Origin of the sequence: Corynebacterium sp. KPL1824 (assembly GCF_000478095.1) — a bacterium.
Lineage (GTDB): Bacteria > Actinomycetota > Actinomycetes > Mycobacteriales > Mycobacteriaceae > Corynebacterium > Corynebacterium accolens.
In genome coordinates, this window is sequence record NZ_KI515749.1 from 301354 (window position 1) to 319158 (window position 17805).

Here is a 17805-nt window from a genome sequence, read left to right on the forward strand (position 1 = left end):
TCTTTTAGCGAGAAACAAGGTTCTCAACATGATTCGTAAACTGTGGAGGTCGGCGTTCGGCGTCATTGTCGCGGCGTTCCTCATGGCGGGATTCGCCCCGCTTCTATCTTCTACTCCGGTTGCCCACGCAGACGAGGCCTGCACATGGAATTGGGGCCTCAAGCAGTCATTCCGCAGCTACATCAAGGGAAATATTGCCCGCGGTGGTTGGGGTGCCAATGGCATTGGTTTTAAGGGGGACGAAACGGGCGATGGTGCGTTCGTCTTTACCGCGGGAAAGCCTGATGTCTCTGGTGGAAACGTCACGATTCCATTCAATGGCACGCTGAGCTTTACCGGCCATGAAGGGGTCCTGGACATGACGATGTCGGACTTCAAGGTCAAGGCGTCTGGTAACCAGGCAAAGATCTCCGTGGACTATGTTTCCTACGAATTGAACCGGCAAGACTATAGCCGCGGTAAACAAATCAAAGGCGATGACGAAGTGATCGCCACCATCAATCTGGATAATCCGGTAAAAGACGGAGCTGAAAAGGTAGATTTGGCCGGCTCAACATCCCTGACCTCCGGTGGCGTCAAACTTTTCACTGGATTCTACAAAGAGGGTGAAGTCCTCGATCCGTCCTCCGGGACCATTGCGCTAGATGGTTCTTGCTCTGGCGGCTCTGGTTCCGGTGGCGGTTCGAAGCGCCCATTGACCTCTATCACGGGTTCCTTCACGGGCTTTAATAAGGAAGCCATGGACATCCTGTCTGAGACCAATGACACGATGAACGGTATTACCACGTTTATGGGCAATACCCAGGCATTCCTTGATGAGCTGGAGTCTTTCAATAACCGTGGTGAGTCGAACTCGAATTCGGGTGGCTCTGCTTCGGGTACGTCGAACTCCACTGGAGGAAACTCGGCTTCTACTAACTCTGCATCGGGAAATTCGTTACCGAGTAACTCCGGTTCGGGCGGAAGCGGCGGTGCTTCAGGAACTGGGAAAGCAGCGGGATCGGGTCCTGCGCACTCTGGATCCGCTAACTCCGGCGCCTTGGGCTCAGGTAATTCGGGCGCGGGTGCATCCGGCGGCGACGGTGCCGTCTGTGAAGCTACTGGTGTCACCCAAGCTACAGCACAGTGGGGCGTAAAGAAGTCCTTCCAGTCCTATATCACCGGCTCTATTGCGCAAGGCCGATGGGATCTATCTGGCGTGGGATATGAAAATGGTCGTTTCCAATTCACGGGTAATTCCGGTGCTGTAAAAGACAATGCAGGCTCCGTGCAATATGGCGGAAGCATCCAGTTCACCGGCCACCACGGCAAGCTGGATCTGAACATTGCCAACCTGGAAATCACCTTCAACGGTAACTCTGGTGAACTTATTGGTGATGTGCGTTCTTCCAATATGGAAGGCGAAAAGAAGGACTTCGGACGCACTGTCATTGGCAGCTTGGACTTTAGTTCCCTCGATATTGGCTCCGATGCTGTATCTGGTGAAGCTGCAGTATCGCTTTCCGAGACCGGTTCTCACGCTTTCGCCGAATTTTATGAGCCGGGCACCCAGATGGATCCGTTGAGCTTCCACGCCACCTTGGGCGGAAGCGCTGATTGCGGCGCCGTATCCGGTGGCGGCGGTGCTAGTTCCGGCTCTGGATCCAGTGGCTCCAGCGGGGGAGGAAACGGAAAGAGCGGCACTGGTTCCAAGGGAGGTGTCAACGCGGGAGCTGTGGACCAGGCGCTTGCTGGTGATTCCTCGCAGGGATACGAGGACGGTTCGAACAAGTTCAAGGTCAAATCCGCGACGTCTCCCAGCGGAAACATGGATAACCCGATCACCTATCTACTGCTGTTCATCGTTGGATTGATCATCGCCGGTGGTTCCACCAGCCGCCTTGTCATGAACAACTCTTAGAAGGATTGCCGTGAAACTCGTTCTTCGTTTCCTCGTACCACTCCTGTGCATCTTTAGTCTTACTGCGTGTGGTGTACAGGGAAGTTACACAGATCAGCTACCGGATCCCGCCGATCTCTCGGATCCCAGGTCTTTTGAAGGCGTGAGCGACGTCAAAGACTTTGACGATATCGAGCCGGTTACTGGCAAGGCGCAGCCGGCGCTTCCGGTAGAGCTTACCGATGCCGATGGCTATGACGTCACCGTCACCGATGCCTCGCGCATCCTTGCGTTAGATATCTATGGTACCTACACCAAGACGCTGAGCGGATTGGGTTTGGCAGATAATATCGTCGGTCGTACAGTCTCTTCCACTGAGCCCAACTTGGCGGATCTCCCAGTGGTGACTGAAGGCGGTCACAACATCAACGTGGAAGCGGTATTGGAGCTCAATCCAACTCTTCTTATCGTGGATCACTCCATTGGCCCGCGTGATGCCATTGATCAAATCCGCGCGGCGGGCATTACCACTGTGGTCATGGAACCTGAGCGCACCATTGATTCCGTAGGTGAGGACATCACCACGCTTGGCGATGCCCTCGGTCTGCCCGACGAAGCACGCGAACTAGCCGATCGATCCAACAAGGAAATCGACGAGGCAAAGGAAGCCATCAAGGAATTAGTTCCTGATGACCCGATGCGTATGGCGTTCCTTTACGCACGCGGAAACGGCGGTGTCTTTTTCATTATGGGCGACGGCACCGGGGCCAAGGATCTTATTGAAGGCATCGGTGGCGTGGATCTGGCTGAGGAAAACAATCTTTCTTATGCAGAACCCGCCAATGCGGAGGCGCTGGCGCGCATCAACCCAGAGGTCATCATCATGATGACCAATGGCCTTGAGTCCACCGGTGGAATTGATGGCTTGTTAGAACGCCCAGGCGTCGCCCAGACCACCGCCGGGCAAAAGAAACGCATCGTTACTATCCCGGACGGCCAATCGTTGGCATTTGGTCCCATGACTGGTCAGACGCTGGTGAAGCTAGCAAAGGCTGTGTATGACCCCGACAATGAGTAAGGATACGGACACCTTTGCGCGCCGACGTACTCAGCGCACCTGGGTATTCATCCTGCTGGGGATCCTCACCGTTCTTGCGGCGCTCATCTCCGTTGTGCTGGGACAATATTATGTACCGCTGTCTGATCTCTTTCCCATTCTGGCAGCCGGGCACGCGCAGGATTCCTTGACCGCAAGCGTGGTGTGGGACATCCGCCTGCCGCGCTTGGTCTTGGGCCTTGTGGTGGGCGCAGCCTTGGGCGTTGCCGGCACGCTGATGCAGGCGGTATTCGCCAATCCCCTGGCAGAACCTTCCATTATCGGCGTTACCTCCGGTGCGGGCGTTGGCGCTGCGGTAGTCATCGTCTTTAATATCGAGTTCTTCGGTACCTTTACCGTTCCCGCCGCAGCCTTCCTGACCGCGCTGCTGGTTACCTTCATTATCTATCAGCTGGCGCGGTACAACGGACGCGTGGCCGTGGTGCACCTGATTCTCACCGGCATCGCCATCAATGCGGTATGCAACGCGATCATTTCCTTCATGGTGTATTTGGCGCCCACCGCCAACCGTGAGGCGATCATTTTCTGGCAGATGGGTTCCCTTAACGGTTCGCAGTGGAAACACGTGTGGGCGGTACTTCCCATCGTAGTGATAGGCCTCGCAGTGGCTCTGCGGTTGGGTAAGCAGCTGGACGTCCTCGCTCTCGGTGAGCGCGCTGCCGCGCACACCGGTGTCAACGTGCCGAGGCTGCGCATCGTGGCGATCGTGGCATCGGCAGTGCTGACCGCCGCGGCCGTTTCCTTCGCCGGCCTCATTGGCTTTGTGGGGCTAATCGTTCCCCACTTGTTGCGCAGCATCGTCGGCCCAGAAAATCGCATCTTGCTGCCTGCTTCTGCTCTGGGTGGTGCTGTCCTCATTGGCTTCGCTGACGTGGCAGCGCGCACGATGATTCCTTTTGCGGATCTTCCCATCGGCATTTTCACCGCACTCGTGGGCGGGCCAACGTTCTTCATCTTGTTACGCCGCATGATGCGCAAAGGAGTGCACTGATGATAAACGTCAAAGACTTATCCGTTCGCATGGGGGAGCACACCCTCGTGGATCAGGTGTCCTTTACCGCCCAAGTGGGCGAAGTTACTGGGCTTATCGGTCCGAACGGTGCCGGCAAATCCACGGTACTTGCCGCCGTGGCCGGAGACATTGATTATTCGGGCGAGATCACTGTGGGCGGGCTATCGCCTAAGGCACCAGCGCGAGAACTCGCGCGGACGCGGGCGGTGATGCTCCAAGACGTCTCGGTATCCTTCGAGTTCCTAGTCCGCGATGTCGTTGCAATGGGACGCCGCCCATGGGAAGGAACTGCCTGCGCAGACCTTGATGATGAATTTATTGACGCTGCTCTCAATGCCGCCGGTGTCGTGCACCTAGCGGGCCGAGACATCAGCACGTTGTCTGGCGGTGAACGTGCCCGCGTAGCCTTTGCGCGCGTGCTCGCCCAAAATACCCCAGTCATCTTGCTTGACGAGCCCACAGCCGCCCTAGACATCCGCCACCAGGAGCAACTATTGGGCTCAGTGAAAGCCCTTGCCCGCGAGGCCGGTGTTGCCGTTCTCGTGGTGCTCCATGACCTCAACGCGGCGGCAGCCTATTGCGATCATGTCGTGTGCCTGTCGTGCGGGGGACTAGCAGCCCAAGGGCGCGTAGACGAGGTATTTACCGGTCGCACTTTGTCTCAGGTATATGACTGGCCTATTTCCGTCGACGGGCTGCGGGTACATCCACAACGTGCCACGCCCGCAATCAACCCACTCTTCTCACATCATTTGGAGGACTTCCATGTTTAAAAGAATCTTGGTCACCGCCCTTGCGGCGACAGCGCTGACCGTGCCGCATGCTTCTGCGGAAGAAACATGCACCATCGAATCCGGCTCCTTAAATTGGGGCATCAAACACTCGTGGCGCAGCTACATCAAAGGCCCTATTGCCCAAGGTGACTGGACTACTACTGGCTCGGTTCAGGAAAACGGCGAGCCTGACAGTAAAGACTTCACCTTTGGATTTGATGTCGATCCTGAAAAATCGACGGTCACGGTAGATGAGCAGGGCAACGTGACCGCTTCTGAAATCAGGACCAAGGACTCTTCGATTACCTTCACCGGCCACCATGATGCGCTGTACTCCAATGTTAAGAGTCCTTTTGTAAAAACAACTGGGGATGAGGTTCGTCTAGGTAGTGGCTACGAAGCCTATTACGTCGAAGGCAAGCATATGACGCAGTACACTAAGGACGATCAAACCGAAGCCAATAAGCGTACTGGAGAAGGAGCATTTGCTCACGGTAAGGGACAATGGAAGAAGGAAGGTAACACGCTCACCCTCTCCACCACTGATACTTTCTACGAGCGGCAACCAGGCACGACAGACAAAAAGGCCGAAGGCGTAGATGTACTCTTCATGGGAATTTATGGGCCTAAATATAGCCCCAAGGTTGATGAAGCTCAGCTGACCCTCAACGTTTCCCCTGATTGTGGTCAGAAGAAGAGTCCAGAGCCAGAGGATCAGCATAACCCGGAGGCCCCAGAAGCTCCGCAGGGCGAGGCGCCATCGAACAGTGAGGAAACGACCCAGAACGAGCCGGCTCCACAGCCACCGGCGACCTCGCAGGACCAGGCACCATCGAAGAGTGAGGAAACGACCCAGAACGAGCCGGCACCGCAGCCACCAGCGACCTCGCAGAGCCAAGCACCTTCGAAGAAGCCAGAAACCCCAAAGCATACAGAGTCTTCAGAGACTAAGAAGCCAGAATCCGATAAACCGGCGAATGAAGCTCCCGAAAAAGGGAAAGATCAGGGGGCCGCAGGTGAAGATTCTACCTTTGGGTCTAAGTTCGCCAAGGTCTGGAACTACATCTTGGGTGTGGTGACTATCGGTAGCATGTTCGCCATCTTGGGGCAGGCCTTTATAAAGTCTGGAGCCCTAGATAGTGTCCGTGCTCTTCTCCATCGATGAAAGTAACGGCCAATCGCTAAAAGCCTAAGCGATGCGCGCGGCATCGGCAGTAAGTCCGGTGTCGCGCTTCTTTTTTGTGGTAGTGCGCCACTCGTGACGCAGACGGTGGGTGGGAGGTAGTCCTTTCGGTTGATTTTTCTTCCCAGTCTTGTAATTAAGGGTTGCCTAACCTTAAATTGAATCTAGAACTTAGGTAAGCGTTACTTTGGAGGAAGTCAGTGACTGTTACTCTCAATAAGCCATTGTCTGCAGCGCTGCGCGAGGCAACTGCGCACGCTCACGAAAATGCAGAAGGCTCTGCGTTTATGCAGCGCCTCATGTCGGGACAGTTGAGCAGGGCGGCTGCAGCCGACCTGACCGGCCAGTTGTGGTTTGTCTATGAGTCGTTGGAGCGTGCCGTCCGCAGCGTGGCGCACACTCCGATCGGCAGCGCGGTGGCCGATCCACGTCTCGAACGGCGCTACGCACTGGAGGCGGACTTGGCGGCTCTGGTTGGTGGTGATTGGCGTGAAAAGATCCGAATCTTGCCAGCTACTGCCGCCTATGTTGCGCGTTTGGAGGAGGTGTCCGGAAGCGCGGTAGAGGTCGTGGCCCATCACTATGTCCGTTACCTCGGGGATGTCTCCGGGGGGCAGGTCATTGCTGCGCGCTTAGGTGCACTCTATGACATTGAATCGGATGCGCTGAACTTCTATGACTTCACTGCCATTGGCAAGATTCCCCCGTATCGCAAGGGGTATCGCGAGCGTCTAGATGGCCTTTCGCTGACCGCAGGGGAACGGGAGGCCTTGCTGTCTGAGGCGCAGCGGGCGTTTGCTTTCAACTCGGGAATTTTCGCAGAACTAGATAAGCGTCACTGATTTACTTTTTCTAATCAATTAACTAAAGTAAGCCTTGCCTAATATTGATAGGTAAGGCTTCACCACTGCTCTCAAGAGGAGAATCTCATGAAAACAACATCTGTTATCGCAGCCGGTGCGGTTGCACTCGGCACCTTTACGGTCCCTATGGCCACCGCAGCTGAGGCTCCGGCTGATGGTTCCACCGAGATCGCCGCTGTGGAATCCGGCCAACTGAATTGGCCGATCAAAGAATCTTTCATTCATCACTTGGGTACCCCGTTTGCTAAAGGTGTCATTACCCCGGCTGAAGGCGCAGAAAAGGTGGGCAAGGATTTCACCTTCCCCGTCGATGTAGCCGAGACCACCCTAGACGCCGATGGCAACGGAACAATTGGTACCAAGGGGTCTGTGCACCTTCAGGGCTATCCAGGGCTGGGGCCTAACGGTTCCTACGGTATGGACTTGATGTTTTCGGATATTAAGGTGGAAGTAAAAGGCCAAGATGCCACCATTACCGCGGACTATAAGCTTACCGGTGCTTCCGGCCCATTTAAGGACCAGCCTGTCGACCAATCCGGGGATGATGCTGCTATCTCTACCTTCAAGCTCTCCGAGCCTTTGGTGCCAGAGACTGGCAAGAGCTACGCCACGACCGATGCCCCGACCTCGTTTACCCAGACTGGCTCTGACATCTTCTTGGGCAAGTACCCGGTGGGGCAGCCACTAGATGATGCCGACACGGATTTCACCGTGGCATTCGAGGGTGCTTCCGCGAGCGATAAGCCGTCTGGCCAGGTGCCCCCAGAAAACAAGCCCTCCGAACAAAATCCTGCGGCCGATGGTTCTTCTCTAGGAAGCTCCTCCCTCGGCAAGCTGGATGGGGCTATTGCTGCCATTCTCGAGCGAGTGAAGAAAATCGGTTCTGCCTTTTCTAATCTGGTTCTTCCCGGCTTGAACCTGGCAAAGTACGTTTAAGTAGGAAGAAATCTTATAACTGGGTACCGTCCCAGCACCTTATCGTGGCCCCCGACCTAGTCTTCGACTATATCGGGGCCACGAATTTTTTGCGCAGGGAGGGGCACCCTGCCGCCTTGGCATCGTCTGTGAATACTGGCTGCAAGCCGGCTAGGTAATAGGGAATACCGGACATGGCCATTACACTAGGGCGAAGTTCAATCAGTCCGACTACGCGAATGCGAAGGTACAACTTCCCGTGGCTAAACTCCTTTACCGGCTAGGGCGCTGGTCTTTCCTTAATAAATGGAAGGTCATCGTTGCGTGGGTGGTGCTGCTTGCCGCCGTTGGTGGTGCCGCCGCCATGCTAATGAAGCCGATGACTAGCGAGTTCGCTATCAAAGGCACCCCGTCCATCGATGCCACTTACAAGACGATGGACCTCTTCCCGGAGGGCGGCAATCCCGCCAACTCGCCGTCGGTGAACTTGGTATTCAAGGCCCCGGAGGGCCAAAAGCTTTCGGATTCCGCCAACGACAAGGCCATCGACGCGGTCATTTCCCACCTCGAGGATAACCTGGAGATGGGCGATACCATGCGCTTTGGCAACCCCCTTGAGGTCTCGCCGCGGCTGCAGGACGAGGTCATCCACCAGTTCACGGAGATGGGGCTGCCGGAATCATCCGCGCGTGCCGATGCCGATAACCTCGCCATGGTCAACGAAGACGAGACCATTGCCTATACCACCTTCAACTTCGATGCCGAATCGCCCTATAGCGTGGAGCAGGCCGATAAGGACATCGTGACGGAAGCGATGGATATTGGCAGGCAGCAGGGGCTTACCGTTGAGGCCGGCGGTGCCGGGTTTGGCGATGAGATTCGGGTCAATTCCACCTCCGAGGTCATCGGCCTGGGCGTGGCCTTCCTCGTGCTCATCTTTACCTTCGGTTCCCTGGTCGCCTCCGGAATGCCGTTGATTTCGGCCGTCATCGGGGTTGGCCTGGGCGCATGCGGCATGATGATTACCACGCACTGGATCGAGCTCAACAACATGACGCCGGTGCTGGCCATCATGATTGGCCTGGCGGTGGGCATCGACTATGCGCTGTTTATCCTGTCCCGCTACCGCGCCGAGCGGGCCCGCATGTCCGCCCCAGAGGCCGCCGGTATGGCGGCAGGAACGGCGGGCTCTTCCGTGGTCTTCGCCGGCACCACCGTCTTTACCGCGCTTTTTGCCCTGCTCATTGCGCGCATCGAATTCCTCACCGCCATGGGGCTTTCCGCCGCGGCCACCGTGGCCATCGCCGTCCTGGTCTCCCTCACGCTCATCCCCGCGATGCTCGGACTTTTGGGGGACAAGGCATTTGCCGGCCGCATCCCCGGCGTGGCCGGCAATTCTTCCCGCAAGGGCAAGGCGCGCCGCGGCCCGACCATGGGCAATCGCTGGGTACGGCTGGTACAAAAGGTGCCCGGCTTGGCGATGGCCCTCGTCGTCCTCTCCCTCGGCGCCATGACCGCCCCCGTGCTCCACATGGATTTGGCGCTGCCTGCCGATACCACCTCAAATCCCGATACCACCCAGCGCAAGGCCGCCGACCTGCTGGCCGAGGGCTTCGGCCCCGGCATCAACGGGCCGTTCCTCGCGGTTGTCGATGCCCACACCATCAACGCCGATTCCGCCGCACTCGCCCCATTGGTGGCGGCCCAGAGCGGAAATGACGACGCCGAAGAAGGCACCGGCGAGGCGCCCGCTGACTCGCCCGGCGATGCAGCCGGCCCTGCACCTGAGCCCGCGCCCAACGAAGCGCCCGACCAGCCAGCCGAGCACCCGGCAGAACACCCCGCGGATCAGCCAGCAGATCAACCCGGCGAACAGCCAGCGGAGCCGGAAATCGCGCCCGTCGCAGAGGTCGAGGACAAGGAAGCAGCTGCTGCGCCGAAGAGCGCCGAGGACAAGGCGGCGCTGGCGTCCTTCCTCTATACCGCGGATCAATTAAAGACGCTCGGCGGGGTAAAGCACGCGCAAATCGTTTCGCTCAGCGATGATCAGCGCGCGGCACAAATCATGGTGACCCCGGAAACCTCGCCGACGGAAGCGGCAACCATTGATGTCGCGCACGCGCTGCGCTCTGCTACCAAGCAGATCGAAGGCACCACCGGCACCGAAGTTGGCCTGACGGGTCTGACCGCCGTGCAGCTGGACATCACCGAGCGCCTGCGCGATGCCATGGCGCCGTACCTCAGCATCGTCGTGGGGCTGGCGATCGTGCTGCTGCTCGTCGTCTTCCGCTCCCTCCTGGTGCCGCTGGTGGCGGGCTTGGGCTTCCTGCTTTCGGTTGGCGGCGCGTTCGGCCTGACGGTGCTGGTATGGCAAGACGGCCTGTGGGGCCTCGTCCCGGGCCCTGGCCCGCTGCTATCGTTCATGCCGATCTTCCTCATCGGCGTGACCTTCGGCCTGGCCATGGATTACCAGGTCTTCCTAGTCACCCGCATGCGCGAGCACATCGCGCGGCATCCGAAGGGCACGTCGGGGCCCTATAATGCCGTCGACGAGGCCACCATCACCGGCTTTACCCAGGGCGCGCGCGTGGTGACGGCCGCGGCCATCATCATGATTTCGGTCTTCGTGGCCTTTATCAATCAGCCGCTGCCGTTCATCCAGATCTTCGGCTTTGCCTTGGCGGCGGGCGTGCTTTTCGATGCCTTCTTTGTCCGCATGACCCTCGTCCCGGCCTCCATGTTCCTCATGGGCCGCGCTACGTGGTGGATGCCCAAGTGGCTGGATAAGATTCTGCCCACCGTAGACATCGAAGGCACCGCGCTTGAGGAAGAATGGGAAGCACAACACGGCCAGAAGGCCAGGGAAGTAGAGGAAGAAAAGGAATGAAGGACTTAAGTTTCGACATCGATAAGCGCCTGCCCGAAGGCCCCGGCAAGCATGGCCGCAGTGGTGTTATCCACACCCCGCACGGCGATATCGCCACCCCGGCGTTTATCCCAGTGGCGACCAAGGCCACGGTAAAGACACTGACGCCGGAGCAGATTCGCGCCACCGGAACGCAGGCAATTTTATCCAATGCCTATCACCTCTACCTCCAGCCGGGCCACGATATCGTGGACGAGGCCGGCGGCGTGGCGAAATTCGAGAACTGGCACGGGCCGACCTACACCGATTCCGGCGGATTCCAAGTGATGTCTTTGGGCGTGGGCTTTAAAAAGGTCATCGCCATGGACCTGGCGGATCTCACCGAAAAGGATATTCGCGCCGCGAAAAGGGAGCGCATGGCCAAGGTGGATGAGGAAGGCGTGGATTTCCGCTCGATTATCGATGGCTCCAAGCACCGCTTTACGCCCGAAAAGTCCATGCAGATTCAGCACGGGCTGGGCGCGGATATCATGTTCGCCTTCGACGAGCTGACCACGCTCATTGATTCGCGCACCTACCAGGAGGAATCCGTCGCCCGCACGCACCGGTGGGCGCAGCGGTGCCTGGAGGAACACGATCGGCTCACCCGCGAGCGCTACCACCGCCCAAAGCAATCGCTGTGGGGCGTGGTGCAGGGAGCGCAATACGAGGACCTGCGCCGCCAGGCCACCCGCGGGCTCTTGGATTTGGATCGCGCCGCGCGAGAGAAGGGCCGGCGCGGATTCGGTGGCTTTGGCATCGGCGGTGCGCTGGAAAAGCAGAACCTCGGCACCATCGTGGGCTGGGTGTGCGATGAACTACCGGACGATAAACCGCGCCACCTGCTCGGCATCTCCGAACCGGATGACATCTTTACCGCGGTCGAAGCCGGCGCCGATACCTTCGATTGCGTCGCGCCGACCCGCCTGGCTCGCCGCGGTGGCGTCTACACGCTTGATGGCCGCCTTAACCTCACCAATGCGCGGTTCAAGCGGGATTTCAAGGGCATCGACGAGGAATTCGGCGGCTACGTGACGGAGAACTACTCGCGCGCCTACCTGCACCACCTGCTCAAGGCGAAGGAATTTTTGGCCGGTACGTTGTGCACCATCCACAACGTGGAATTCATGGTGCGGTTAGTAGATAATATCCGCGCAGCGATCAACGGCGGCTACTACGAGGACTACCGCGATGAGTTCCTAGGCCGCTACTACGCGGCGTCGAAGGCGCGGTAATCCTCGCGCTTTTTCACCAGCTTGATAACCGTGGAGGTAATGGGCAAGAGGACGACCTCAATCAGCGTCTTCCACACAAAGCCCACCACCACGTAGTTGATGAACCCGCTCGTGGTGTCGATGCCGATGACGGGCGCGGCAATGGCGCAAAACAGCAAGGTATCACCAAACTCACCCACCACGGTGGAGGCAATTAGCCGGGAGAAAAGGCCCTTTTCGCCGGTGCGCTTTTTCATCGCGGTTAGCGTCCACGCGTTGAGCAGCTGGCCCACTAGGTAGCCGGCCAGGGAGGCCAAAACGATCCGCGGCACCAAGCCGAGCGTGGCGGCGAAGGCCTCCTGGCCCTCATAGAAATCCGCCGCCGGCAGCCAGATGGCGATATAGAAACACACTACGGCCAGCAGCGCCATCGCAAAGCCGATGTAGATGGCGCGCCGGGTGGACTTGAAGCCATAGCATTCGGACAAAACGTCGCCGACGATATAGGCCAGCGGGAAGAGGAAGAAGGCACCATCGGTTACAAGCGGCCCGAGCTGGACGCCCTTGGTGGCGTTGATATTAGAAATCAAAAACGTCACCACGAAGATCGTGACTAGCCAGGGATAAAGAGTGGAATGGACGGGGATAAAGCGCACTTGAGAGGAGGGGGATTTTTCCATGCCCACTATTGTGCCAAACCGTATGCTGGGATTATGAATTCCGCGACCACCGGGGCGGGCCGCTACGCCCCGAGCCCTTCCGGCGATCTGCACTTTGGCAACCTCCGCACGGCGCTTCTCGCTTGGCTCTACGCGCGCTCGACGGGGCGCAGGTTTGTGGTGCGGGTGGAGGACATCGACAAGCAGCGCTCCTCCCGCGCGGCGGCCGAGCGCCAGCTCGCGGACCTTGCGGCCCTGGGGCTGGAGTGGGATGGCGAGGTCATCTACCAGCAGGATCGCGATGCCGCCTATGCCGCGGCGCTCCAGAAGCTGCCGGTCTACGAGTGCTACTGCTCGCGCAAGGATATCCGCGAAGCCTCCCGCGCTCCGCACGCCATTCCGGGCCAGTACCCGGGCACCTGCCGTGCGCTTTCCGATGCCCAACGTGCCACCAAACGCGCCCAGCTCGCCGCCGATAACCGCCAGCCGGCGCTGCGCCTGCGCGCCGATGTCTCCAGCTTCACCATCCACGACGCCCTGCACGGCGATTTCACCGGCGAAGTTGATGATTTCATCCTGCGCCGCGGCGGGCAGGACGGCGGCTGGGCCTATAACCTGGCGGTGGTTGTGGATGATGCCTACCAGGGCATCGACCAGGTGGTCCGCGGCGACGATCTCTTATCCTCCGCCCCGCGCCAGGCTTATCTTGCTTCCTTATTGGGGATTGCACCGCCGACCTACGTGCACGTGCCGCTGGTTCTGAATGCTGCGGGCAAGCGCCTGGCTAAGCGCGATGGCGCGGTGACGATGCGGGAGATGGGGGAGATGGGGGAGCCGAGGGGCATCGTCAAGCAGCTGGCGCAGTCTTTGGGCTATGAGGCGGAGACCGCCGCCGAGCTCCTCGCGCAATTCCAGCCGGAGGAATTGAGCCGCGAGCCGTATATTTGGCGCGCGTAATACTATCGAGCCCATGGAAGTTTTATTGGTTCTCATCGGGCTCATGCTGCTGACCGTCTTCGTCGTTGCGATCGGCGATAGGGTCGGGCTGCCCTGGCCCGCGCTGCTGACGATTATTACCGCCTGCGCCGTTTTCGTGCCGGGGCTGCCGCAATTCGACATCCCCACCGAGCTCATCCTTCCCATCTTTTTGCCGCCGCTGCTGTGGGCGCTGGCGCGGCGCACGTCCTGGGGCGTGATTCGCGGGCAGTGGGTGACCATCCTGAGCCTGTCCGTGCTGCTTGTCGTCGCCACCACCCTGGCCGTGGGCGCGACCGCCTACGCATTCCTGCCGGGGATTAGCATCGCCGCCGCCATCCTCATCGGCGCGGCCATCGCCCCGCCGGACCCCGTGGCCGTGGACGCGGTGGCCGAGCCCGCCGGCATCCCGCGCCGCATCATCACCACCTTGCAAACGGAGGGGCTATTTAATGATGCCGCCTCCATCGTCGCCTTCCACCTCGCGCTCGCCGCCGTGACCCAGGGCGGGGATATTTCCTTTGGCAGCGGCGTGCTGAGCTTCCTTTATTCGTCCGTCGTCGCGCTTGCCATTGGCTGGCTCATCGGGCGGCTGACGGCGCTGTTTATTACACACGTCCACGATGTGGTCGCGCGCAATGCTTTGACCTGGGTGGTTCCTTTTGCCACCTTCCTCGTGGCCGAGGAGCTGGAGGCCTCTGGTGTTATCGCCGTGGTCATCGCCGCCGTCGAGCTCAACTCGCGCGCTGATATCCAGGCCGAGGACCGGCTTTCCGGCCAGTCTTTCTGGGAGACCATGGAGCTGCTGTTTACCGGTGTCGCCTTTGGCCTTATCGGGCTGACGGTTAATACCGCCATCGCGGAGGTCGGCTCGGATTTGTGGCACTCCGTCATGGTCGGCGTGATCCTTTCGCTGGTGGCCTTCGTGGTGCGTTTTGTGTGGATGTTCTTCTACTACCGCCTCAACGTCTCGCGCGGGCGCCCGCACGTTGCCCCGCTGCGGATGCAGGAGGTGCTGCTGATGACCTGGTCCGGCATGCGCGGCCTGGTGACCTTGGCGCTGGTTTTGTCCATTCCCACCGGCGTCTTCGCCTTCCACCACGAGCTGGCCGTTATCGCCCTGACCGTCCTGCTGGTCACCATGGTGCTGCCCGGCCTGCTGCTGCCGTGGTTGATGCGGCAGCTCGATCTCACCGAGGCTTCGCAGGCCGCCAACGATAAGATGCGCGCCGCGGTGGTTTCGCGGGCGCGCGCCGCCAGCATCGATGCGCTATCGCAATTCCGCCCGGAAGACGATGCCACCGGTGAGGCCGAAACGGTCGATCCGGAGATTTCCGCCAACGTCATCCAGTGGTTTGAGGACCGCCTGGGCGATGGCGAAAACCCCGCCGAGAATAACGACGAGCGCAAGCAGCGCGCCGAGGAGGCCCGCCGCGTCGCGCTGGAGGCCCGCCGCACCGCGCTCAACGCCGCCCAGAGCGAGCTCCTAGCCCTGCGCAAGGATCGGGCCTTCAATCCGGCCATCGTGGATGAGATACTGGAAGAGATCGACCGCATGGTCATCGGCACTAAGCACCGGGAGATTTAGCCCATGGATCCACAACACTATGCCGAGCTCGAGGACGCGATGGACTACCTCTACGATTTCCTCGATGAGGACTTAGCGGACCGCGTGCGCGCCGAGCGCGAGTTCGTTCCGGCGGGCTTAGAAAGCTTGCTTGCCGATGACTCCCTCGACGACTACGTCTGGCTCTGGATCAAGGATTCCGGGCCGAATGGCTTCCGGCAGTACCTGCGCGATGGCGGTTATTCCGAGGCCGAGGTGCGCCAGACCTTTGCCTGGGCGCGCAGCGAGTGGGGCATGAATACCCCACCGCATATCGCGTGGCTTAAAGAGGACGGCTACGAGCCGCCGCGCATCGATTAGGCCAGGCGGTACGGCCCCGCCTTGCGCACCGCCGCATCGATGACCTCCGGATCCACCGTGACGGACTCGGAGTGCTTGATGACGACATCCGCAGTGGCCTCCCCGGTCATCTCGAAGGTGGCTTGGCCCATTCCCGTATCGGCAAAGATGCCGTAGAGCTTTTGCAGGCACTTGCGCACGTCGTTGTCGTTGCGGACGCCTTCGATGGCGATGCGGGTTTCGGTGACGGAAGATTTATCAGTCATAGAAACAGATTCTAATCCTTCGGTGCTAGATGCGGCCGTTGAAGGCCTGGAGCGCGGAATCCTCGCGGGTGCCGCCGCGGCCATCGCCGTAGTCGGCGTAATCACCAATCCAGGCAATCCGCGATACCCACTTCACGGCCTTATACCCGTGGTTCGACTCCACGCGGGCGCGCACTGGGGCGCCCAAGTGCAGATCGATGTCCTGGTCATTGCGAGAGATTGCCAAGATCGACTGATCCTCCATCGCCGTTTCGACATCGAAGGCCGCGTAGAAAGGCTCGCGCGGGCGGTTATCGTACATCTTTTGCGCCAAGCCATAGGACTCGATGAGCACGTAGTTGGCGCCTTCGGGGCGGGGGCAGAGTAGCTCGAGGACATCGGCAAGCTTGGGCCCTCCCCACTTGGAGGTCGCCGACCACCCCTGCATGCAGGTATGCGTGGCGATGTAGGACGTCTGCGGCAGCTCCCGCAACTGCTCAAGGGTGACGGTCTTTTCGGTGCCGTTGACATCATCAGCCACGGTAATGGCGTAATCCTGCCAGCCATTGCGCTTGTACTCGGTCCACTCAGGGGACTCCTTCTCCGTCGGCGGCAGGCCGTTGGTCCAGTGGAAGGAGGAAATGGGCATCGGCGAGTCCTTGGTCTCCTTGGGCTTGCGCGGGTGGAAGTGATTCAGCGAAAGCTTGCGGCCGATTTCGGTGAACGAGACCAAGAAATTATGCGCCCGGGCGCGGTCTGCCAAGGTCCAGTAGGACAGGGCAATCCAGAAGATGATGACCGCCACGATGGTGATGACCACGGTGGTAAAGGCCTGCATGTAGCGCTCGGTGGAGACGTCGCCGAAGACGATGTGGACCATGTTGTGCTCGCGGTGCACGAAGAAGACCAGCACCACGTGGACCAGGATGAACGCGGACATTAAGACCATGCCGATAAAGTGCAGCGACCGCGCGCCCTGGTGCCCGCCCAACATCTTCACGAACCACGGGAAGCGCACGCGGATGGCCGGCGACATGCCCAGACCGGTCACCATCATGAAGGGCGCGACGATGAAGATGACGAAGGCGTAGGCAAGCTGCTGGAGGGCATCGTAGGGCGTGAAGTGCTCGATGCCGGGGGCGCTGAGGCTGATATAGACCTTGAAGGTATCCCAGGCCTCCGGGATGATGTCCCAGGACGTGGGGATGAGGCGCTGCCACAGGCCAGTGGCAAAGAGCAGCACGACATATACCAGGCCATTGAGGACCCACAGCATGACCGAAAGGCCATGCCAGTGGCGGCCGAGGCCCACGTTTTCGCGGCCCGGCAGGGTCACCAGCGGCGACCACGAAAGCTCGTCCATCAAAGAGGTATACACGCCCTCTTCCTTGGGCAGCTTGCGCTTGGTAAATCGCAGCCATTCGGTGCCAGGGGCGCAGTCATTGCGCCACCACAGGCGCGGCATGGAAGAAAGCATTTCCAGCCCAGAGCGCAAGAGCATGCCGATGAGTACAAAGTTGATGAGGTGCGTCGCGCGAAGCCACAAAGGAAAATCGGGGTTTTCGCCGAGAGCCAAGACATAGTCCATGGGGAGAGCGTCCTAGTGAGATAATTTATGGGGAAAGGAACTATCTCTATTTTGACGGGTTTTCACGGATTAAACAAGCAGGCTGTAGATATGTGAAAATCCCGACTCTTTCGAGCCGGGATTTCCAGTGGCGGAGGATGTGGGATTTGAACCCACGAGGGGCGTGAACCCCGCACGCGTTCCAGGCGTGTGACATAGGCCGCTAGTCGAATCCTCCGAGAAGAAACATTAGCAGCCGTGGCAATTAGAATGCCAATCGCCTGGTCAGTACCGATTTTTGGGCAATTATTGGGTTTCGGTAGGGCAGGACCCGGCGCTCACCGAACTGCTGCCGCTTGCCGATGCCCCCACAGCCTTCCGCCTCGCCCCAAGCGATGTCGGGCGGCGGTGTATTTGGCTTATGCGGGCCGTGGGCGTTAAGGTAAAGACAGGATTCCGCGTGGCGTCCATCCTCTGAACTCCCCCAGGGCAGGAATGCAGCAAGGGTCAGGAGGCTCTGACGGGTGCGCGGGGTCCCTTTTTTGTGCAGGGTGCGTTAGTATTGGTGGCTAAACGTCGCACCACACTATGG

The 17805-nt window shown here is 59.5% G+C and carries 15 protein-coding genes, 1 tRNA gene and 1 other RNA gene; 13 read left to right on the forward strand and 4 right to left on the reverse strand.

Annotation, left to right across the window (positions count from 1 at the left end):
• Positions 1–28: 28 nt before the first annotated feature.
• From HMPREF1267_RS01375 to tgt, 9 genes are all read left to right on the forward strand, one after another.
• Entirely contained in the window at positions 29–1900 is a 1872-nt protein-coding gene (locus HMPREF1267_RS01375; protein WP_005280752.1) for an HtaA domain-containing protein, read from the forward strand.
• Positions 1901–1910: 10 nt separating this feature from the next.
• A complete protein-coding gene (locus HMPREF1267_RS01380) occupies positions 1911–2957 on the forward strand; it encodes a hemin ABC transporter substrate-binding protein (protein ID WP_005280755.1) in 1047 nt (348 codons plus the stop codon).
• On the forward strand, positions 2938–3987 hold the full coding sequence (locus tag HMPREF1267_RS01385; RefSeq protein WP_023016553.1) for an iron ABC transporter permease: 1050 nt from the start codon (positions 2938–2940) through the stop codon (positions 3985–3987). The genes HMPREF1267_RS01380 and HMPREF1267_RS01385 overlap by 20 nt, the downstream gene beginning before the upstream one ends.
• Positions 3987–4781, forward strand: coding sequence for a heme ABC transporter ATP-binding protein (locus HMPREF1267_RS01390; RefSeq protein WP_005280763.1), 795 nt, complete (start codon positions 3987–3989; stop codon positions 4779–4781). The genes HMPREF1267_RS01385 and HMPREF1267_RS01390 overlap by 1 nt, the downstream gene beginning before the upstream one ends.
• Positions 4774–5946, forward strand: a complete 1173-nt coding sequence (locus HMPREF1267_RS01395) for an HtaA domain-containing protein (RefSeq protein WP_023028145.1) — start codon at positions 4774–4776, stop codon at positions 5944–5946. The genes HMPREF1267_RS01390 and HMPREF1267_RS01395 overlap by 8 nt, the downstream gene beginning before the upstream one ends.
• Before the next feature lie 218 nt (positions 5947–6164).
• A complete protein-coding gene (locus HMPREF1267_RS01400; RefSeq protein WP_023028146.1) occupies positions 6165–6806 on the forward strand; it encodes a heme oxygenase (biliverdin-producing) in 642 nt (213 codons plus the stop codon).
• Positions 6807–6893: 87 nt separating this feature from the next.
• On the forward strand, positions 6894–7763 hold the full coding sequence (locus HMPREF1267_RS01405; RefSeq protein ID WP_005276427.1) for an HtaA domain-containing protein: 870 nt from the start codon (positions 6894–6896) through the stop codon (positions 7761–7763).
• Positions 7764–8001: 238 nt separating this feature from the next.
• The gene (locus tag HMPREF1267_RS01410) at positions 8002–10629 is read left to right on the forward strand and encodes an MMPL family transporter (RefSeq protein WP_023028147.1); all 2628 of its coding nucleotides are present in this window, start codon (positions 8002–8004) and stop codon (positions 10627–10629) included.
• Entirely contained in the window at positions 10626–11882 is a 1257-nt protein-coding gene (tgt, locus tag HMPREF1267_RS01415) for a tRNA guanosine(34) transglycosylase Tgt (RefSeq protein WP_023016559.1), read from the forward strand. Before HMPREF1267_RS01410 ends, tgt begins: the two co-directional genes overlap by 4 nt.
• On the opposite strand, the gene HMPREF1267_RS01420 is transcribed toward tgt, so the two are convergent.
• A complete protein-coding gene (locus tag HMPREF1267_RS01420; protein WP_023028148.1) occupies positions 11858–12541 on the reverse strand; it encodes a queuosine precursor transporter in 684 nt (227 codons plus the stop codon). The two genes, tgt and HMPREF1267_RS01420, sit on opposite strands and share 25 nt — an antisense overlap.
• A gap of 33 nt (positions 12542–12574) precedes the next feature.
• On the opposite strand from HMPREF1267_RS01420, the gene gluQRS reads away from it, so the two are divergent.
• From gluQRS to HMPREF1267_RS01435, 3 genes are read left to right on the forward strand one after another with little or no spacing between them, the layout of a single operon-like run.
• Positions 12575–13477, forward strand: coding sequence for a tRNA glutamyl-Q(34) synthetase GluQRS (gene gluQRS, locus HMPREF1267_RS01425; protein ID WP_023016561.1), 903 nt, complete (start codon positions 12575–12577; stop codon positions 13475–13477).
• Between the two features lie 13 nt (positions 13478–13490).
• A complete protein-coding gene (locus HMPREF1267_RS01430; RefSeq protein ID WP_023016562.1) occupies positions 13491–15083 on the forward strand; it encodes a sodium:proton antiporter in 1593 nt (530 codons plus the stop codon).
• Positions 15084–15086: 3 nt separating this feature from the next.
• Entirely contained in the window at positions 15087–15422 is a 336-nt protein-coding gene (locus tag HMPREF1267_RS01435) for a hypothetical protein (RefSeq protein ID WP_005276440.1), read from the forward strand.
• On the opposite strand, the gene HMPREF1267_RS01440 is transcribed toward HMPREF1267_RS01435, so the two are convergent.
• The 3 genes from HMPREF1267_RS01440 to HMPREF1267_RS01450 form a co-directional block, all read right to left on the reverse strand.
• Positions 15419–15667 (reverse strand): hypothetical protein, encoded by a 249-nt coding sequence (locus HMPREF1267_RS01440; RefSeq protein WP_005276443.1) that lies wholly within the window; start codon positions 15665–15667, stop codon positions 15419–15421. The genes HMPREF1267_RS01435 and HMPREF1267_RS01440 overlap by 4 nt on opposite strands.
• A 25-nt stretch (positions 15668–15692) precedes the next feature.
• Positions 15693–17234, reverse strand: coding sequence for a molybdopterin-dependent oxidoreductase (locus HMPREF1267_RS01445; RefSeq protein WP_023028149.1), 1542 nt, complete (start codon positions 17232–17234; stop codon positions 15693–15695).
• 128 nt (positions 17235–17362) lie between these two features.
• Positions 17363–17451, reverse strand: a tRNA-Ser gene (locus HMPREF1267_RS01450).
• 209 nt (positions 17452–17660) lie between these two features.
• On the opposite strand from HMPREF1267_RS01450, the gene ffs reads away from it, so the two are divergent.
• Positions 17661–17757, forward strand: an RNA gene (gene ffs, locus HMPREF1267_RS12555) — signal recognition particle sRNA small type.
• The last annotated feature ends 48 nt before the right edge of the window (positions 17758–17805 follow it).